Origin of the sequence: Archangium violaceum, assembly GCF_016887565.1 — a bacterium.
In the GTDB taxonomy this organism is placed as follows: Bacteria; Myxococcota; Myxococcia; order Myxococcales; family Myxococcaceae; genus Archangium; species Archangium violaceum_B.
On record NZ_CP069396.1, the window covers coordinates 1370687 to 1388924 of the forward strand.

The following is an 18238-nucleotide window of genomic DNA, read 5'->3' on the forward strand; positions in this document are numbered from 1 at the left end:
GCTCAATGCGGGACGGGAGCGGGCGCGTAGACGCGCAGGGCGGCGGGGGCGAGCTCGAAGCGTATCGGGGTGTGGCCGATGAGCTCCCCGTCCGCGTTGATGTCCTGGGGCGGCTGGGCATCCACGTACAGGTACGCGGTGCGCACGGCGGTGACGGCCGGATGGGACACATGCTCGCCGCGGCGCAGGGACAGCGCGACGCGCGCCAGGGTGGACAGGTCCTGCATGTGGCCCAGCCCGGTGCCCTCGCGTCCGGACTCGGCCGAGGGCGCCGCGATGGTGTAGGCGTCCAGGCGGTGGTCGTCGAGCGTGGCATCGGGAGTCACCACGTTGCCCGCGCCGTGGTAGCGCCCGTTGCCCACCACGAGCTGGAGCACCTCCAGCTCCAGGTCTCCCCGGTCGGTCGTCATCCGCACGTGGAAGGGCTGGTGCTCCCAGAGCTCGGCGACGGCGGCCATGGGGTAGGCCAGCTTGCCCACGCGGCGCTTGAGCTGGGGCGTCAGCCGCTTGGCGATGGCGGTGGCCAGGCCGAGGCTCGCGGCGTTGAGGAAGGGCCGCCCGTTGGCGAGCCCCACGTCCACCCGGGCGGTGTAGCCGGCGGCGATGATGTCGCAGGCGGCCTCCAGCGTGGGGGGAATGCCGAGCGAGCGGGCGAAGTCGTTGCCCGTGCCCAGCGGCAGCACGCCCAGCGTCACGTCACGTCCGAGCAGCAGGCGCACGGCATGGTTGAGCGTGCCATCCCCCCCGCCGATGAGGACCCGCCGCACACCGTCTTCCAGGGCCTCGCGCAACACCTGCTCCATGCGCTTGGGCCGGGAGAGCCGGTAGCTGGCGGCGACGGGAATCCCGCGTGACTCGAGCGCCGCGAGCGTGGCCGGGAAGGCCTCGCTCCCCATGCGGCACTTCTTGTTCACGATCAGCAGCGCGGGCCCTTCATCGAGGGCGCCACGCTTGGGAGGGGCGATGAGTGCGGCATCTGGAAGGGCATCGACGGCCATCGTCGTCGAAGATGCGCACGGGCGGGCAGGGAGGCCAGGGACGGCCGGGCACGCCCGGTCCGCTTCCCCGGTTGCCCTCCCTGTGGGTCAGGGTCAGCGTGACTCCTCGTCCTTGGCGGCGGCCACCGCGTCCGCGGCCCACGGCCAGGTGTCCCGCGAGGACTCATAGTGGGCCAGCAGGTCCGCCGGGTCCTTGTAGATGGCGCGGCAGCCCGCCGTGCGCAGGTCCTCCTCGGGGAAGCCGCCGCACAGCACGCCCACCGTGGACACGCCCAGCTTGTTCGCGGCCAGCGCGTCGTAGGGGGTGTCCCCGATCACCACCACGCTGTGTGGCTCCGGCCGGCCGAGCTTCTCCAGGGCCGCATCGAAGATGTCCGGGTGGGGCTTGGACTTCTCCGCGTCCGCCTTGGAGGTCTCCGTGTCCGTCAGCCCCTCGAGGCCGCACAGCCGGACGTAGTGCTCCAGCTCGTCTCCCTTGGCGCTGGAGGCGAGCGCGATGCGGATGCCATCCTGGCGCAGCCGCTGGATGAGCTCCCGCACCTTGGGGAAGGGGCGCAGCTTGGGCATGAACTCCCGCTTGAAGAGCGCGGAGCGGTAGTCGCTCAGCTCCTGGCCGAACTTCTCCAGCTCGTCCTCCGTGAAGAAGACGGGCATCAGCTGGTCGGCGCCCTTGCCAATCTGACTGCGCACGTGCGCGAAGGGCACGTCCCGCCCGAACTCCAGGAAGGCGCGCCTCCAGGCCTCGGCATGCTCGTCCACCGAGTCCACCAGCGTGCCATCCACATCGAAGATGACGTTCCGCACCAGGGCCATTCCGTCGCACTCCTTCCCGGTAGGGAAGGTGGGAACGCCCCTGGTGGGCTTCAACCCCAGCGGCGCTCCTACTGTGCGCCCGCCACCGCGAACGTCTTGGTCTGAACGGTGTAACCCTCGGGCGCGGTGAGCGCGAACGTCTCCGAGGGCAGGGTGGGGTTGAGCTCCACGCGCGACAGGGTGGTCTCCGCGACCTTCTGGGCACCCGCCCACTGCGTCAGCCGCTTGGGCACGCACACGGCCAGGGCCTGGTCGCAGTGCTCCTCCTCCACCCGGATTTCCGAGGTGTCGCCGCCACTGCGGATGCGCTTGCCCAGGAAGTCCATGGCGGGCCAGCGCAGCACGTACGTCACCTCCACGTCACTGCCCGCGGGCTTCACCGTCAGCTCCACGGCCTCGGGGCCGCGGGGGTGGGGAGCGCGGTGGGCGCTCACTCCCTGGCTCGGTAGCAGCGGGGCGCGGAAGCCCTCGGGGGCGAAGGGCGCGAAAATCTGCGTGAGCGCGCCCACGCGCTGCTCCGGGGGCAGGTCGTCCTTGTAGTGGAAGAACTGCTTCGCCGCGTCATTGCGCTCGAAGAAGTGCTCCCCGTCCCAGGCGTAGGTGCGCGAGGCGGGCGCGCCCAGCGTCCCCATCATCTTCTGCGGCGCGCGGTAGGCGAAGGAGAAGTCCATCGTCTGCGCACCTTCGTGGGCGGTGCCCGCCAGCACGTAGCTGGAGAGCTTGCCGTCGCGGGCGGCCAGCCGCTGTTTCGCGTCGGAGAGCAGGGCGGACGTGTCGTCCGGGCGACGGCAGCCGGCGAGGACGAGCAGGACGAGGGGCAGGAGACGAGCGCGCATGGAGTCCGGAAAATGAAGAAGGCCCCCCTGTCGCCAGGGAGGCCTTCGCACACTACGTGCAAACAGCGGATACTGACTACTTCACCGCCACGCCGACGGCGCCCGAGACGGGGAAGCCGATGATGAGACCGGTCAGGGCGAAGATGCCGTGACGCGGGGTGGTGCCGGCGGTGAGCAGGTGCACCTTGTTGCCGCCCATGGCCTTGGCCTCGGCCACCAGGAGCTTGTTCACCACGGTGTCCAGGTCGCTCTGGACCAGGTCGATGACGTGGAAGATGGCGGTGAGGCCGAGCGCGGTGCCCTGGATGACGGCGATGGGCTCGGCGCCCGGCACGGAGATCTCGTTGCCCGAGACCACGGCGGTCTCCACGCTGGTGCACGCTACGAGGCTGCTCGCCACAACCGCCGAAACAATGGCCTTCTTCATCTGTGTATCCCCTCTCGAGTCAATGCCGTTGGTACCCTTGCCAGTCAGCCGTCCTGGCCCCTGGCGGGTCGATGGGTCCGCAAGCTGCCGTGGTGTCGTAGCAAAGGCGCCTTTCAAGTCAAGCAATGGATCCTGTCAATATCGGGAGATGCCCACGGGTCGCGGCCCCGCGTTGAAATGAAGGCCGGGCGTTGCTACCCCCACCAGACCCATGGAGAGCGCCCAAGTACGCCCCGCGAACCGTCTCTGGCTGCACCTGCTGCTCTTCGTGCTGACCGCCGGGACGACCTCGTTCACCTTCGACCATGCGTTCCTCGGCACGGCGCTCCCCTGGGACGAGCGCCTGACGGGGGCGTTGGCCTTCAGCGCCGCGCTGCTCGCCATCCTCGGCTCGCACGAGATGGGGCACTACGTGCTGGCGCGCGTGCACGGGGTGGACGCGTCGCTGCCGTACTTCATCCCGGTGCCCTACCTGGGGGTGGGCACGCTGGGGGCGGTCATCCGCATCCGCGGGCGCATCCCCGACAAGAACGCCCTGGTGGACATCGGGGCGGCGGGGCCCCTGGCGGGGCTGGCGGTGGCGCTGCCCATCATCGCCTGGGGACTGGCCCACTCCACGGTGGTGGATTCGCCGCCGGTGCCCTCGCCCTTCCCGGGGGACGAGTCCCTCTGGAGCCTGGGCAAGGACCTCCTGCTCTGGGTCCAGGTGAAGCTGGGCCACCTGCCCCCGCCCTCCGAGCCCCCCTTCACCGGGCACATGCAGTGGGTCTTCAGTGACGGCCTGCTGATGAAGGGCCTGCAGTGGCTGGTGCTGGGGCCGCTGCCCGAGGGCAAGGACGTGATGGTGCATCCGGTGGTCATCGCCGGCTGGTTCGGCCTGCTGGTGACCCTGCTCAACCTCATCCCCGTGGGCCAGTTCGACGGGGGGCATCTGGCCTTCGCCTTGTGGGGCAGGCATGCTCGGTGGGTGGGCAAGGCCATGGCGCTGGTACTGCTTTTCCTCACCCTCTTCTACACGGTCACCTGGGGTGTCTGGCTCCTGGTGGCCACGAAGCTGGTGGGCTTCGGCCATCCGGAGGTGACCCAGCCAGCCGAGCCTTTGGGACTCGGGCGGAAGCTGGTCTGCGCGGTATGCTTCCTCGCCCTGGCGGGCTGTGCCATGCCCGTGCCCATCCGAATGGTGATCTGGTGAAGTACTTCTGTGAGGCTTGCGAGCGGCTCGTTCCCCCGGCGTCGTACCGGCTGGAGTTCGGTCTGCTCGTGGTCAAGTGCTCCCGCTGCAAGGTGGAGATGCGCTGCGGGCCGGACGTGGACGAGGCACCCGCGCCAGCGCCCGCCACGCCCAAGACGGCCGACGCGCCGGTCATCATGCTCGGCGTGGGCGACGCGGAGCCCGACCCCATCGAGAACGAGCCCACCCGGCGAGTGGCGGTGCCCGCGTCCGTGCTCGCGGCCATCGAGGCGGAGGCCAAGGAGAACCGCCGCAAGAAGGAGTCCCCGGCGCCCGCGCCCGTGGCGGAGGTGAAGATCTCCGCGCTGGAGTTCGTGGCGGCGGCGAAGGCCGCGGCGCCCGAGCCCGCGGTGGCCAGGGCCCCGGCGCCGGAGCCCGTGGCGGCCAGGGAAGTGCTGTCGGAGCTCCCGCCCGCGAAGACCCCGGCGCCGAAGTTCCCGATGTCGGAGGCCGCGGCATCGAACCTGGTGGTGCTGCGGCTCGCGGATGTGCACGGGCGCTCGTCGGAGTCCAAGCCGGCCGCGGAGCCCAGGCCGGTGGAGTCCAAGCCGGCGGCGGAGGCGCCCGTGCTGCGCCCGTCCATCGCCGTGCGCGCGGTGTCGGAGTCCTCGGCGGATGACCCCTTCATGCCGCCCCCGGGCTACTGCCCCAAGTGCATCGGGCCTCGCAAGGACGGCACGGTGGTGTGCCCCTACTGCGGGCTCGAGTACGCGCGCTTCCGGACCGACGAGTTCCGTCCCTCGCCGGCCGTCGCCTCCACGTGGCTGGGCGTGCAGGAGCTGTGGGAGAGCAAGGGCGCGCACGACAAGATTCTCGCGCTGGCCTCGGAGAAGGGGGAGCTCGCCGGACTGGGCCGGCTCTACCGCATCCGGCTGGCCCGCAACCCGGACGATTCCATGGCGAAGCGCGGGCGTGAGGAAGTGCTCCGCCTGGCCACGGCCAGCTCGACGCTGATGCCCTCGGCGCCTCCGGACAAGCGCGCGAAGGTGAAGACGGCCGCGCTGGGACTGCTGTTCTTCGCCCTGGTGATGGCGGCCGTGCTCATCATCTACCAGACCCGCCGGATGCTGGCGGGCGGGCCGTAGTGCGCGACGCGCTCGCCATCGACCTCTCATGGCTGCTGCGCCTGCGCTGGGGCGCCATCGTCGGGCAGGTGGCGCTCATCCTCGGGGTGCACTTCGGGCTGGGCATGCCGCAGCGGCTGGGGCCGCTGTTCGCCACCATCACCGTGGCGGTGGCGAGCAACGTGGCCCTGGGCCTGTGGGCCCGGCGCGAGCGTCCCATCCGCCAGTGGCTGCCGTGGGCGGTGATGGCGCTGGACGTGGTGCTGCTCACGGTGCTGTTGGACCTGAGCGGGGGCCCCTTCAACCCCTTCAGCGCGCTGTACCTGGTGCACATCGCGCTGTCGGCGGTGGTGCTGCGCGCGGGGTGGACGTGGGCGCTGACGGGGCTGGCCATCTCCTGCTTCGGCGTGCTCTTCGTGAACAACCTCTGGTTTCCCCGGGAAGGGGGCGAGGCGGCGTCGACGCACCACCACATCCACGACGTGCGGATGCACCTGGAGGGCATGTGGGCGGCCTTCGCGCTGGCGGCGGGCTTCATCGTCTATTTCGTCCAGCGGGTGACGCGGGCGCTGGCCGCGCGTGAGGCGGAGCTGGTGGCGGCCCGGGCGGACTCGGCGCGGCACGAGAAGCTGACGGCGCTGGCGACGCTGGCCGCGGGCGCCGCGCACGAGCTGTCCACGCCGCTGTCCACCATCGCCGTGGTGGCCAAGGAGCTGGAGCGCCACCTGGAGCGCACCGGGGCGGCGGCCTCCTCGCTCGAGGACGTGCAGCTCATCCGCCAGCAGGTGGCGCGCTGCCGGGACATCCTCACGCAGATGGCCACGGACGCCGGGGCGAGCCGGGGCGAGTCCATGGTGGCGCTGTCGCCCGCGGCGCTGGTGGAGGAGGCGCTGGAGGGGCTGCCGGGCCGCGAGCGCGTGCGCGTCGAGGTGGACGCCCGGGCCCGCGAGGAGCGGGAGCTCGTCCCCGCGCACGCCTTCGCCCGGGCCATCCGGGGCGTGGTGAAGAACGCCCTCCAGGCCTCGGCGCCGGAAGCCGAGGTGCGGCTGTCGCTGTCGCGGGAGGCGGAGGGGTGGCGGCTCACGGTGGAGGACTCGGGCCAGGGCATGCCGGGGGAGGTGCTGGCGCGGGCGGGCGAGCCCTTCTTCACCACCAAGGCGCCGGGGGAGGGCATGGGACTGGGGCTCTTCCTCACGCGCGCGGTGCTGGACCAGCTGGGTGGACGGCTGGTGCTGGGCTCCACGCCCGGCGAGGGGACGACGGTGAGGCTGTCGTGGCCGGCGGGGGGGCTGCGACAATCCGCCGCGTTGTCTCCGGAGGCGTCCCAGGTGCAGTTAGCCCCATGACGAGCCCCAGGCCCGACCATGCCCCCACATTGCTGCTGGTGGACGACGAGGCGGTGTTCCGCGAGCGGCTGGCCCGCGCCTTCCGCGAGCGCGGCTTCGAGGTGAGCACCGCCGGCTCCTATGACGAGGCGCTCGCGCTGGCCTCGCGCGAGTCCCCCGAGCTGGCGGTGGTGGACCTGCGGATGCCGGGGCGGAGCGGGCTGGAGCTGGTGCGGGGCCTGCACGCGCTGGATGCGTCCACCCGCATCATCGTCCTCACCGGCTACGGGAGCATCGCCACGGCGGTGGAGGCGGTGAAGCTGGGGGCATTCAACTACCTGCCCAAGCCGGCGGACGTGGACGACCTGCTGCTCGCCTTCTCGCGAGGCCCGGGGGAGACCACGCAGGTGACGGAGGACTTCCAGCCTCCGTCCCTGGCGCGCGCCGAGTGGGAGCACATCCAGCGCGTGCTCACCGACTGCGGGGGCAACATCTCCGAGGCGGCGCGGCGGTTGGGACTGCACCGCCGCTCGCTGCAACGCAAGCTGCAGAAGTACCCGCCCGCGCAGTAGCGGAGGGCCGCCTCAGGAGGAGGCCGTGTCCGTGGCCAGCCGGGCCGGGGCGGGGGCGGGCTGCTCGCGAATGCCCACCAGCACCAGGAGCGCGGCGACCACGAGCGCGCCGAGCATCACGTGGAAGCCCGCCGCGGCGTCGTTGTCGTTGGCCTTGATGACGTAGCCGATGAGGATGTTGGTGAGGAAGCCGCCAATCTGCCCACCGGTGTTGATGAAGCCCGCGCCCGAGCCCATGAGCCTGGGGGGGACGAGAATCATCGGCAGGGTCCAGATGGCGCCCGCGGCCATGAAGAGCAGGAAGCCGGCGATGCACTGGGCGACCATGTACTGCATGGGGTCGTTGATCTGCGTGAACAGGTAGAGGCAGATGCCGCCGATCGCCTGACAGCCGAACACCAGGTACTTGCGCCGGCCGCGGAACCAGCGATCCGACACGTAGCCGGCGAGCATGCAGCCGATGCCGCCACAGAGGAACGGGAGCGCGCCGACGAAGCCGGTCCTCTGCAGGGAGAGCTTCTTCACCTCGAGCAGGTAGGTGGGCAGCCAGTTCAGCCAGCCGTACATGGTGAGGTTGTAGATGAGGGCCACGAAGAAGAGCACCCAGATGGGGGGCGAGCCGAGCAGCTGGCCGAAGCTGGCCTTCTCCAGCGTCTGCTCCGCGTTGGCGGCCTGGGAGCGGCTGTCGCGCTCGAACTCCTCGAGCTCCTCGGGCGAGACACGCGGGTTCTCGCGGATGGAGTTGGTGATGAAGAGGGCGGCGGCCAGCACGCAGATGGCTCCGCCCCCACCGAGGACGTAGAAGCTCGTGCGCCAGCCCAGCACGGGCAGGAACCAGGCGAGCAACAGCGAGGAGATGGCGGGCCCGAAGGCGATGGACGAGAGGATGAGCGCGTTGGCGGTGCCGCGGTTCTTCTTCGAGTACCAGTTGCCGATGACCTTCCAGACGGCCGCGGGGAAGATGCCCTCGCCGATGCCGAAGAGGAAGCGCACCACCAGCATGCTGGCGAGACCTCCCGCCACACCGGTCATCGCGGTGAAGAACGACCACCAGACGAGCGCGACGAGGATGACCTTCCGGGGGCCGATCCGGTCGGCCATCATCCCGCCGGGAATCTGGGACAGGGCATAGCCGAGGAAGAAGGCGCTGAGGATCCACCCGACCTTGTCCGAGCCAATCCCGAACTCCTTGGCCATGAAGGGGACGGTCATGTTGATGGCCATCCGGTCCAGCCAGGCGACGAGGTAGCAGAGGAGCAGGACGAGCCCGACCTTGTAACTGGTCTTGAAGGACATGGGGCCGGAACATACCCCCCAGGCAGGGAGACAGGCCAATCGGGCACAAAACCCGACGAGCGGGCGGCGCACTGTTATCCTGCTGTGCCTCCCCCTCACGCGCACCCGTCCGGAATGTCCCTCCCCGCTCCCTCGCTTCGCCCCTCCGTCGACACGCTGCTCGGCCCCGGTGGCGCGCTCCAGGCCGCGCTGGACAACTACGAGTACCGCCCGGAGCAGCTGCAGATGGCGCGCTCGGTGGAGAAGGCCTTCAGCGAGCGCGGCTACCTGCTGGCCGAGGCGGGCACGGGCACGGGCAAGACGCTGGCCTACCTGGTGCCGGCGCTGCTGTCGGGCCGGCGCGTGGTGGTGTCCACGGCGACGAAGACGCTGCAGGAGCAGATCTTCTTCAAGGACCTTCCGCTGCTGCGCGAGCGCATGGGGCTGTCCTTCGACGCGGCGTACCTCAAGGGGCGCAGCAACTACCTGTGCCTGCACCGCTACGACAAGTTCAGCAAGGACCCGCAATTCACCACGCGTGAAGAGGGCCGTTACTGGAAGCACTTGCAGGCGTGGGCGAGCCGCACGGAGACGGGGGACCGGAGCGAGCTGGAGCTGCCCGAGTCCTTCAGTGCCTGGGCGCGGCTGTCGACCACGTCGGACACGTGCCTGGGGTCGAAGTGCCCGGTGTACGAGAGCTGCCACGTGACGCGGGTGCGGCGGGCGGCGGAGTCGGCGGACCTGCTGGTGGTGAACCACCACCTCTTCTTCGCGGACCTGGCGCTCAGGGGCCGGGGCCAGCGGGGCGAGGGTGTGCTGCCGCAATACGACGCGGTCATCTTCGACGAGGCGCACGCGCTGGAGGACGCGGCGGGCAGCCACTTCGGGCATTCGGTGTCCAGCTTCCGGCTGGAGGAGCTGGTGCGGGACGCGCTGGCCGTGCTGCCGACGAGTGACTCGCGCTTCGGGATGCTGTCCTCGCTGGTGGTGCGGCTGCGCACGCATTCGGAGGCGCTCTTCTCCCAGGCGCCGAGGGTGCTGGGGCTGAACGACAACGAGGGCGCGGTGGCGCTGAAGCCCGACCGGCTGGCGCAGCTGTCGGGCTCCATCGAGCAGGTGAAGGAGGCGCTCTCGGCGCTCTCGGCCTTCACCACGACGGAGCGCGAGCCGGAGCTGACGCTGCTCACGCGCCGGTGCGCGGAGCTGGTGGCGGACCTGTCCTTCCTGGAGAAGGTCGAGTCGAACGACCACGTGTACTGGGCGGAGGCGCGAGGGCGGGGCGTCTTCCTGCGCGCGAGCCCCATCGAGATCGCCCGCGAGCTGCAGGAGCGCCTCTACGGAGGGGTGGACACGGTGGTGTTCACCTCGGCGACGCTGGCGGCGGAGGGCCGCTTCGACTTCTTCGCGCGGCGCATGGGGCTGTACGACGAGGAGGGCGTGCCGGTGGCGAGCGTGCGCACCGTCTCGGTGCCCAGCCCGTTCGACTTCGAGGAGCAGTCGGCGCTGTACCTGCCCACGCACCTGCCGGACCCGGCGGCCCCCGGCTTCATCGAGGCGGCGGCGGAGGAGATCATCCGGCTGTGCGAGGTGACGGGAGGCCGGGCCTTCGTGCTCTTCACCAGCCTGCGCAACATGGAGCGGGCGCACGCGCTCGCGCGCAACCGGCTGCCCTACCAGGTGCTGCTCCAGGGTGAGCGGCCCAAGCAGCAGTTGCTGGAGGCCTTCCGCGAGCAGCCCAGCGTGCTCTTCGCGGCGCACAGCTTCTGGGAGGGCGTGGACGTGCCCGGGGACGCGCTGAGCCTGGTCATCATCGACCGGCTGCCCTTCGCCTCGCCGGGAGACCCGGTGGTGGGGGCGCGCATCCGCCAGCTGGAGGCGCGAGGCGAGGAGCCCTTCAGCGGCTACCAGCTGCCACAGGCGGCGCTGGCGCTGCGGCAGGGCTTCGGCCGGCTCATCCGCACCCGGGCGGACCGGGGCATCGTGGCGATGCTGGACCGGCGCATCGTCACCAAGGCCTACGGGCGCGCCTTCCTCACGAGCCTCCCGCCGGCCCGGCGCATCGACAAGCTCGATGCGCTGGAGGGCTGGTTCCACGGGACGCCCGTGCTCGAGCGCGAGGACGACATCGACTTCTGACGTTAGTGGAGTGTCCACGAAGTTCGTGGACAGAGTCGTGTTGCGCATGCTCCCTCTCCCTCTGGGAGAGGGCGGGGGGTGAGGGTCGTCACCCTCGTGTTCCTCGCCCCGGCTTGCATCACGGCATGCAACCGCCCCCCTCGCCGTCCTCTGTGAACTCCCATGGGGTCATGCGCTCCAGGGGGAAGACCCTCACCCTAGCCCTCTCCCAGAGGGAGAGGGGACATCCACGGGCCCTCGGACTCTGTCCAAAGACTTTGTGGACACTCCAGCTAGTGGCCGCCGCCGGGGCTCGCGGTGTCGAACTCGGGCACCTCGAAGCCGGGCTTGAGCCGCTGGAGCACCTTGCCGAAGGATTCCTTGTCCTGGGCCTTCTCCAGGGCGGCCTCGGGGGTGATGGTGCCCGCGGTCACCAGCCTCTCCAGGTGCATGTCCAGCGTCTGCATGCCCAGCGACTGGCTCGCCTGCATCTTGCTGGCGATCTGAAACACCTTCCCCTCGCGAATCATGGAGGAGATGGCGCTCGAGCCGATGAGGATCTCCAGCGCGGCCACGCGGCCCTTGCCGTCCGCGGTGCGGATGAGCTGCTGGGCGATGATGCCGGCGAGGCCCTCGGCGAGCATGCCGCGCACCTGGGGCTGCTCGTCGGCGGGGAAGGAATTGATGATGCGGTCGATGGTGGCCGGCGCGCTGTTGGTGTGCACCGTGGCGAAGACGAGCACCCCGAAGCTGGCCAGCTGCAGCGCCAGCTTCATCGTCTCGTTGGTGCGCAGCTCGCCGATGAGGATGACATTGGGGTCCTCGCGGCCCGCCGAGCGGATGGCGGCGGTGAAGCTGGAGGCGTGCAGGCCCACCTCGCGGTGTGTCACCTGGGACTTCACCGACTCGTGAACGAACTCCACCGGATCCTCGATGGTGAGGATGTGCGCCGGGCGCGTGTGGTTGATGTGGTGGATCATCCCCGCCAGCGTGGTGGACTTGCCGCTGCCGGTGGGGCCGGTGACGAGCACCAGTCCGCTGCGGCGCTCGGCCAGCTTGCGCACCACCTCGGGGGTGTTGAGCTCCGTCAGCGACAGCACCTTGCTGGGAATGGTGCGGAAGACGGCCGCCAGGCCCGTCGTCTTGTAGAAGTAGTTGGCGCGGAAGCGTGCCTTGGTCCCGTAGCCGTAGGCGAAGTCGAGGTCCAACTCCTCGGTGATGTGCCGCTTCTGCTCGGGGGAGGTGAGCTCGAAGAGCATCTCCTCCAGCTCGGCCTGGGTGAGGAGCTGCTCGCGCAGGGGCGTGAGCTCGCCCCGGATGCGGCCCAGCGGCGGGTGGCCGATGCCCAGGTGGAGGTCGCTCCCCTTGTGCTCGAGGAGCTTGTCGAAGAGGGCGGAGATGCGGGGCGTGGTGCTCACGGGGTGGCCCCCTTGCGGTTGAGGAGGTTGCCCATCTTGGACAGCAGCCGGGCGCCGTCACCCGGGGGCGGGGGCTCGGGAGGCGCGCCGGGCCGCTTGCCCGTCACCATGGCCTCCACCTCGTCCGGGCTCTCGGCGTAGCTCCTCGCTATCTCCAGCGTCGTCTTCCCGGCGCGCACCAGGTCGGCCAGCGAGTCGTCGAAGCGCACGATGCCGAGCCCCTTGCCGCGCTGCTGCAGGGAGGGAATCTGGTACGTCTTGCCGTCGCGGATGAGGTTGCCCAGGGCCACGGAGCCGGGGAGCAGCTCGGCGGCGGCCACCAGGGACTGGCCGTCCGCGCTCGGCAGCAGCCGCTGGCTGACGATGAGGCGCAGGCTGCTGGCGAGCGTCATGCGCACCTGGGCCTGGTCCCCGGGAGGGAAGAGGTCGATGAGCCGGTCGATCGTCTTCGCCGCGCTGGGCGTGTTCATCGTGCTGATGAGCAGGTGGCCCGTCTCGCTGGCGGCCAGCGCCATGCGCACCGTCTCGGTGTCGCGCAGCTCGCCCACCAGGATGACGTCCGGATCCTCGCGCAGGCTGCCCTTGAGGGCGCTGGCGAAGGTCTTCGTATGGGTGCCCACCTCGCGCTGGCTCAGCAGCGCCTTCTTGCGCGGGTGGAGGTACTCCACCGGGTCCTCCACGGTGAGCACGTGGTGCGTCGTCTCGCGGTTGATGATGTCCACGATGGCCGCCAGCGTGCTCGTCTTGCCGTGGCCCGAGGGGCCGGTGACGACGATGAGGCCCTGGTGGTGGTGGGTGGCCTTGGCGATGTCCGCGGGCAGGCCGAGCGACTCGAGGGTGGGAACCTCGCGGGGGATGAGGCGGAAGGTGCCCTTGTAGCCGGTGCGCTGGCGGCAGACGTTGACGCGGAAGCGGCCGGCGTGGCGCAGGTCGAGCGAGAAATCACAGCTCCCGTCCCGGTCGAGCACGGGGCGCAGCCGCGCCGGCACGTGTGGCAGCAGCAGCGTCTCCACGGCCTCGGGGGGCATGGGCTCGCCGTGGGCCAGCAGCTCGCCGACGATGCGGAAGAGGGGAGGGCGGCCCGCCACGACGTGCAGATCGCTCGCGCCCACCGTTCGCGCGTCCTCCAGCAGCATCGACAGGTCGCGCGCGGACCCTGGCCGCACGACGATGCGCGGCCCCGAGGGAGGCGCCTCGACCGCGGGCTCGGCGGGAGGCGGCGGTTGGGGCTCCGGCGGGGGCTCGGGTGTCTCGCCCTTCGGCGGGAGGATCTGCACCCCGGAGCTCCGGGGGGACCGGGTGGACAGGCCGCCCGTCGAGGGGGCCGGGCGAGAGGCGGCGGGTGTGGCCGGTGGAGCGGCCGCCGGACCGGGGCGCGGCGAGGCAGGTGCCGGAGCCGGGGGGCTGGAGGGCGCGGCCGGGGTGGACGCGGTGCTGCGAGGGGTGGGCGGGGGTGTGGGCGCCCCGGCCGCCTGCTGCTCGTTGCGCACGACGCGCACGTTGAGCACGTCGCCGCGACGCAGCGCGCCGACGACGACGGGACCCAGACCCTCGATGCGCAAGGCCCACTGGCTGGGCTTCTCGGAGATACTGGCCGCGCGGCTCTCTCCCACCAGCACCTGGAGCGCCGTGTTCAGCCCCTCCGTGGTGAGGATGCCGTCATCCACCACCTCGAAGCCGCCGCCCATCTTCACCAGGGGGGTGCGCCCACTGATGAGCGCGAGCTCCAGCACGCCCGGGCGGGCCAGGTGGCGCAGCAACTCCGCGATCGTCTTCATGCTCGGCCCCAGCCTTCCTGAGTCCCGGGGCGCGCCGCCTCCGGGAGCGGGGCTGCAGCATAGCTGGGATTTGCCATGAATCCTGGAAAGGTGCTGAAAGAGGCGCACCCTCAGGAGATGATGCATTGCGTCATGGAAGGAGGGGGGCCGGAAAGGAAGACGCCCGGCGAGGGCCCTCGGGGAGGGTCCTGACCGGGCGTCGGCGGGGGAGTGTCGGTCCAGGAGGACGAGACCGCACCCTCCGGCCTGGGCTCAGAGCTCGCGCGACATCAGGAGGCGGAGCTTGCCGGACTTCTTGGACACCACGGTGGCCACGGTGGTGAAGCCCGCGTTGCGGTAGAAGCTCACCGCGGGGGCGTTGGCCGGGTCCACGCGCAGGGCGATCGTCTTGCGGTACATGTCCCGCGCCGTCTGGAGGGCGTGGTTGAGCACCGCCATGCCGACGCCGCGGCGACGCAGCTCCGGCTTGACGACGATGTTGCGCATGTAGGCCGCGCCCGGAACGGGGCCATCCCGCTCGATGGTGACGTAGCCGACCACCTGATTCTGTACCTTGGCCACATGCACGAAGGGGCGCAGGGCCGTCAGGGACTTGAGGCTGTCCTCCAGGGTTTCACCCCGGCTCTTCCAGGGATCCGAGTTGGCCCTCAGGGCGGCCACGGACGCCATGTCCTCGTCGGTCGGCGAGGAGAACTTCACCGCCGGCGCCAGGTCGTTGGGCAGGTTGGCCATGTCCGGCACTGGCATCGCACCCACCTCCACGCCCGGGTCCACCCGCTTCATCGTCATGCCTTGCTCCTCCATTGCGCTACAGATCCTAACCGTTTCCCTAGTGCCCATGCACGCGCTGGGTTCGGCGTACATTTCCCCCCACGGTGTGGGAGGGAGCCGGACTCTGACAAACTGCTCACGCGGGTCCGGCATTCCAAGGCCGCCCGCTCCCGCCTCTTCCGGGCTCCCACACAGGTTAAAGCGGGGGGCGGCTTTCAATGATGAACACCTTTCACTATAAAAAACCGTCCGCCTGGAGCGGGTTGGCCGAACCTTCCCCCTCCCTCTCGGCAGCCTGAGCTCCGCACGTGCAACTCAACCACGCCCAGCGCGAACTCACATTGAAGATCGTCTACTACGGCCCTGGGCTGAGTGGGAAGACGACGAACCTGCGCGCCATCCACGCACGGGCCCGGCCGGAGGCACGCGGCCGGTTGCTGAGCGTGGAGACGCACGAGGATCGTACGCTCTTCTTCGATCTTCTTCCGGTCTTCTTCACCAGCAGCTCGGGCTTCAAGGTGAAGCTCAAGCTCTTCACCGTGCCCGGGCAGGTGGTGCATGACGCCACCCGGCGGGTGGTGCTGCAGAACGCGGATGCGGTGGCGTTCATCGCCGACAGCCGCCGCAGCGCCTCCGCGGAGAACAACGCCTACTGGCGGATGCTCCGGGCGAACATGAGGGAGAACGGCCTGGACGCCTCACAGGTGCCAGTGGTCATCCAGTTCAACAAGCGCGATCTGCCGGACGCCCAGACCGACGAGGAGCTGGAGGCGGCGCGCAAGCGCGGCTCCGAGCCGGTGGTGGGGGCGGTGGCCCTGCGCGGCGAGGGAGTGATGGAGACGTTGCACGCGCTGCTGCAGGTGGCCTGGCGCAATCTGGACGAGCGCACGCGGCTGGCGCGCAACATCGGCCTGACGGAGAAGGAGTTCCTCACGCACATCTTCCAGCAGATGGACCTGACGGGAACGGCGCTCGAGCCGGTCTATCCGCCGTCGGGAGGGAAGACGCGATGAGCACCGACAAACCGGGCGAGCACGTCGGATCGGTGCTCCAGCGCAAGCTGTCGCTGGTGGACATGTTGGATCCGGGCACCTTCGGGGACGTGGTGGACAGCCTCGGGGAGCTGTACCGGGTGGGCATCCGGGTGCTGGATGCGCAGGGCCGCACGCTGGCGGACGCGAAGGGGAGCAACGGGGATTTCTGCGGCTTCGTCACCGCGAGTGGCGAGGGCCGCTCACGGTGTAACGCCCAGGTGTCGCGCATGACGGAGGGGCCGCTGACGCCGGTGCAGGGGGCGCAGGTGCTGCCGGGGCCGGCCCTCCTGGGGGGAGAGGTGCTCTCCCAGCCGTGCTTCACGGGGCTGCGCTACGTGATGATGCCGGTGGTGTGGGAGGGGGACGTGCTGGGGCGCGTGCTCTTCGGACCCTTCGCACCCGAGGAGCTGAAGGAGCTGCCCGCCTCGCTGGCGGAGGTGGTGGGGGTGGACCTGGCGCGAGCGAGCGAGCTGGTGACGCACGTGCGGCGCATGTCCGAGCACAAGGTGTCGAGGATGGTGGTGAACTTCGCCCAGGTGATGGCGGCGCTGCTGGCGGCCGGGCAGAAGGCCTACCTGACGGGGCAGCTGCACCTGGAGGCGATGCTGGAGACGCAGCGGGAGCTGGAGACGCAGAACGCGCAGTTGCTGCGGCTCAACCAGCGGCTGAAGGAGGCGGACCGCATCAAGTCGAGCTTCCTGGGGACGGTGAGCCACGAGCTGCGCACGCCGCTGGCGTCGATCATCGGCTACTCGGAGATGCTGTCCGAGGGTCTGGTGGGGGGGCTGAACGCGGAGCAGACGCAGTTCGTGCGGACCATCATCGACAAGGGGAACACGCTGCTGAAGCTCATCTCGTCCATCCTGGACATGAGCCAGATCGAAGCGGGCAAGGTGCGGCTGGCCTTCGAGTGGGTGGACGTGCAGGAGCTGGTGGAGAGCGCGCTGACGAGCGTGGCGCCGCAGGCGCAGCGCAAGGGGCTGGTGCTGAAGGCGGAGATGCCGCCGGTGGTGCAGGCGCGGGTGGTGGCGGACCGGGAGAAGCTGAGACAGGTGGTGGTGAACCTGCTGGCCAACGCGGTGAAGTTCACGCCGACGGGGGGGCGGGTGGACGTGAGGCTGTCGGAGCTGGGGCCGCAGGCGGAGCTGGGGGCGTCGGGCTACCACATCGAGGTGGAGGACACGGGGGTGGGAATCCCGGCGGACCAACGGGATCGAATCTTCCAGAGCTTCTACCAGGTGGATGACAGCCCGACGCGGGAGTACGGGGGAGCGGGGTTGGGGCTGGCGATCGTGAAGAGCTACGTGGAGGGGCACGGGGGGCAGGTGTCGGTGACGAGCGAGGTAGGCCGGGGCTCATGCTTCCGGGTGGTGATGCCGCAGGAGCCGCCGTTGTCGGGACAGGGGCCGGCATACATCCCACCGCCGGTGGACACGGAACCCGAGCGTTTCTGACCCACCCAAACACCCCTCTCCCTTCGGGAGAGGGACGGGGTGAGGGTATCGAGAACCCCGAGTTGGATCCGCGTATGCCCCCTCTCCCTCTGGGAGAGGGCTGGGGTGAGGGTCTACCCTGGGGAGCGTGAGCGAGAAGCCGAAGTCGAAGGCAGCGGGCGAATTCACCCTCATCGATCTCTTCCTGTCGCGGTTCCCGAGGGCGCGAGTACCGGTGGGACCGGGAGACGACTGCGCGGTCCTGACACCTTCGAAGGGAGCGCAGTGCATCACCACGGACGCGGTGGTGGAGGACGTGCACTTCAAGAGGGACTGGTTCACGTCGGAGGACATCGGCCACAAGGCGTTGGCGGTGAACCTGTCGGACCTGGCGTCGATGGGAGCAATACCGCGCTGGTTCGTCTGCGCGCTGGCGCTGCCCCGAGACTTCCCGAGGCGCGAGCTCCTGGGCCTGGCGAGGGGAATGAGCGCGCTGGCGCGAGAGCACGGAATCGCGCTGATCGGAGGCAACTTCACCTCGGCGCGCGAGCTCTCCATCACGGTCACGGCGGCGGGAGAGCTCCCGCCAGGAACGGCGCCGATCACACGGGCCGGAGGGCGTCCGGGAGACGCGCTCTACGTCTCGGGCACGCTGGGTGAAGCGAGGCTGGGCCTGCAGCAACTCCTCTCGGGCCAGCGACGTTCCGCGGCGATCCTGCGCCAGAAGCGCCCAAAGCCGAGGGTGGAGCTGGGCCGGCTCGCGGCACGGTTCGCCACGGCGGGGCTGGATCTCTCCGATGGACTGGCGCAGGACCTCGGGCACCTGTGCATGGCCTCGGGCGTGGGAGCGCAGCTGGAGCTCGAACGCCTGCCCGTCTCCCGTGCGGTGCGTGCTTCCCTTGGGGTGGAGGGCGCGCTGGCGGGAGGCGAGGACTACGAGCTGCTACTCGCGGTGCCAGCGGAGCGCACCGCCGCCTTCGAGCGTGCGTGCCTGAGAGCGGAGGAGCCCGTCACGTGCATTGGCCGGCTCACCCCGGGTCAACCGGGACACATACATGACGCGATGGGCCGGACCTTGCGCTTGCCCGCTGGCTACGACCACTTCCGAGGAGGTGGGCGGATTGACCGTTCCAGACGGTAGGGCTAAA

Annotated in this window: 16 protein-coding genes; 8 read left to right on the plus strand and 8 right to left on the minus strand. The window is 70.2% G+C overall.

Translation table 11 applies throughout. The features are described from left to right. Nucleotides 1-2 precede the first annotated feature (2 nt). From JRI60_RS05880 to JRI60_RS05895, 4 genes are all read right to left on the minus strand, one after another. Nucleotides 3-998 (minus strand): lipid kinase, encoded by a 996-nt coding sequence (locus JRI60_RS05880; protein ID WP_204224870.1) that lies wholly within the window; start codon nt 996-998, stop codon nt 3-5. Nucleotides 999-1091: 93 nt separating this feature from the next. Then, entirely contained in the window at nt 1092-1805 is a 714-nt protein-coding gene (locus JRI60_RS05885) for an HAD family hydrolase (RefSeq protein ID WP_204228761.1), read from the minus strand. Nucleotides 1806-1879: 74 nt separating this feature from the next. Continuing rightward, the gene (locus tag JRI60_RS05890) at nt 1880-2647 is read right to left on the minus strand and encodes a hypothetical protein (protein ID WP_204224871.1); all 768 of its coding nucleotides are present in this window, start codon (nt 2645-2647) and stop codon (nt 1880-1882) included. A gap of 76 nt (nt 2648-2723) precedes the next feature. Beyond that, nucleotides 2724-3074 (minus strand): hypothetical protein, encoded by a 351-nt coding sequence (locus tag JRI60_RS05895; RefSeq protein WP_204224872.1) that lies wholly within the window; start codon nt 3072-3074, stop codon nt 2724-2726. A gap of 211 nt (nt 3075-3285) precedes the next feature. Here JRI60_RS05895 and JRI60_RS05900 point away from each other — a divergent pair, with 211 nt between their 5' ends. From JRI60_RS05900 to JRI60_RS05915, 4 genes are read left to right on the plus strand one after another with little or no spacing between them, the layout of a single operon-like run. Continuing rightward, complete coding sequence (locus tag JRI60_RS05900) at nt 3286-4266, plus strand: site-2 protease family protein (RefSeq protein ID WP_204224873.1); 981 nt, start codon at nt 3286-3288, stop codon at nt 4264-4266. Further along, nucleotides 4263-5390, plus strand: a complete 1128-nt coding sequence (locus JRI60_RS05905; protein WP_204224874.1) for a hypothetical protein — start codon at nt 4263-4265, stop codon at nt 5388-5390. The genes JRI60_RS05900 and JRI60_RS05905 overlap by 4 nt, the downstream gene beginning before the upstream one ends. Then, nucleotides 5390-6715 carry an ATP-binding protein gene (locus JRI60_RS05910; protein ID WP_204224875.1) on the plus strand — a complete coding sequence of 442 codons (1326 nt, stop codon included), beginning with the start codon at nt 5390-5392 and terminating at the stop codon, nt 6713-6715. The genes JRI60_RS05905 and JRI60_RS05910 overlap by 1 nt, the downstream gene beginning before the upstream one ends. Beyond that, on the plus strand, nt 6712-7266 hold the full coding sequence (locus tag JRI60_RS05915; protein WP_204224876.1) for a response regulator transcription factor: 555 nt from the start codon (nt 6712-6714) through the stop codon (nt 7264-7266). Before JRI60_RS05910 ends, JRI60_RS05915 begins: the two co-directional genes overlap by 4 nt. Nucleotides 7267-7278: 12 nt before the next feature. On the opposite strand, the gene JRI60_RS05920 is transcribed toward JRI60_RS05915, so the two are convergent. Further along, complete coding sequence (locus tag JRI60_RS05920; RefSeq protein ID WP_204224877.1) at nt 7279-8562, minus strand: MFS transporter; 1284 nt, start codon at nt 8560-8562, stop codon at nt 7279-7281. Nucleotides 8563-8676: 114 nt separating this feature from the next. Between JRI60_RS05920 and JRI60_RS05925 the strand changes: the two genes are divergently transcribed. Further along, a complete protein-coding gene (locus tag JRI60_RS05925) occupies nt 8677-10677 on the plus strand; it encodes an ATP-dependent DNA helicase (RefSeq protein WP_204224878.1) in 2001 nt (666 codons plus the stop codon). Nucleotides 10678-10949: 272 nt separating this feature from the next. On the opposite strand, the gene JRI60_RS05930 is transcribed toward JRI60_RS05925, so the two are convergent. The 3 genes from JRI60_RS05930 to JRI60_RS05940 all read right to left on the minus strand — a co-directional run bounded on the left by JRI60_RS05930 (nt 10950) and on the right by JRI60_RS05940 (nt 14641). Then, nucleotides 10950-12074, minus strand: coding sequence for a type IV pilus twitching motility protein PilT (locus tag JRI60_RS05930; protein ID WP_204224879.1), 1125 nt, complete (start codon nt 12072-12074; stop codon nt 10950-10952). Further along, a complete protein-coding gene (locus JRI60_RS05935) occupies nt 12071-13852 on the minus strand; it encodes a type IV pilus twitching motility protein PilT (protein ID WP_204224880.1) in 1782 nt (593 codons plus the stop codon). Before JRI60_RS05935 ends, JRI60_RS05930 begins: the two co-directional genes overlap by 4 nt. 252 nt (nt 13853-14104) lie before the next feature. Continuing rightward, the gene (locus tag JRI60_RS05940; protein WP_204224881.1) at nt 14105-14641 is read right to left on the minus strand and encodes a GNAT family N-acetyltransferase; all 537 of its coding nucleotides are present in this window, start codon (nt 14639-14641) and stop codon (nt 14105-14107) included. 290 nt (nt 14642-14931) lie between these two features. Between JRI60_RS05940 and JRI60_RS05945 the strand changes: the two genes are divergently transcribed. From JRI60_RS05945 to thiL, 3 genes are all read left to right on the plus strand, one after another. Then, the gene (locus JRI60_RS05945) at nt 14932-15636 is read left to right on the plus strand and encodes a GTP-binding protein (RefSeq protein ID WP_204224882.1); all 705 of its coding nucleotides are present in this window, start codon (nt 14932-14934) and stop codon (nt 15634-15636) included. Then, the gene (locus JRI60_RS05950; protein ID WP_204224883.1) at nt 15633-17111 is read left to right on the plus strand and encodes an ATP-binding protein; all 1479 of its coding nucleotides are present in this window, start codon (nt 15633-15635) and stop codon (nt 17109-17111) included. Before JRI60_RS05945 ends, JRI60_RS05950 begins: the two co-directional genes overlap by 4 nt. A gap of 127 nt (nt 17112-17238) precedes the next feature. Then, nucleotides 17239-18231 (plus strand): thiamine-phosphate kinase, encoded by a 993-nt coding sequence (gene thiL, locus JRI60_RS05955; protein WP_204224884.1) that lies wholly within the window; start codon nt 17239-17241, stop codon nt 18229-18231. Nucleotides 18232-18238: the final 7 nt, after the last annotated feature.

Coding starts and splice junctions, on each gene's coding strand:
- JRI60_RS05880 (WP_204224870.1), bottom strand. CDS start 998: ATGGCCGTCGATGCCCTTCCAGATGCCGCACTCATCGCCCCTCCCAAG.
- JRI60_RS05890 (WP_204224871.1), bottom strand. CDS start 2,647: ATGCGCGCTCGTCTCCTGCCCCTCGTCCTGCTCGTCCTCGCCGGCTGC.
- JRI60_RS05895 (WP_204224872.1), bottom strand. CDS start 3,074: ATGAAGAAGGCCATTGTTTCGGCGGTTGTGGCGAGCAGCCTCGTAGCG.
- JRI60_RS05900 (WP_204224873.1), top strand. CDS start 3,286: ATGGAGAGCGCCCAAGTACGCCCCGCGAACCGTCTCTGGCTGCACCTG.
- JRI60_RS05915 (WP_204224876.1), top strand. CDS start 6,712: ATGACGAGCCCCAGGCCCGACCATGCCCCCACATTGCTGCTGGTGGAC.
- JRI60_RS05920 (WP_204224877.1), bottom strand. CDS start 8,562: ATGTCCTTCAAGACCAGTTACAAGGTCGGGCTCGTCCTGCTCCTCTGC.
- JRI60_RS05925 (WP_204224878.1), top strand. CDS start 8,677: ATGTCCCTCCCCGCTCCCTCGCTTCGCCCCTCCGTCGACACGCTGCTC.
- JRI60_RS05935 (WP_204224880.1), bottom strand. CDS start 13,852: ATGAAGACGATCGCGGAGTTGCTGCGCCACCTGGCCCGCCCGGGCGTG.
- JRI60_RS05940 (WP_204224881.1), bottom strand. CDS start 14,641: ATGACGATGAAGCGGGTGGACCCGGGCGTGGAGGTGGGTGCGATGCCA.
- JRI60_RS05950 (WP_204224883.1), top strand. CDS start 15,633: ATGAGCACCGACAAACCGGGCGAGCACGTCGGATCGGTGCTCCAGCGC.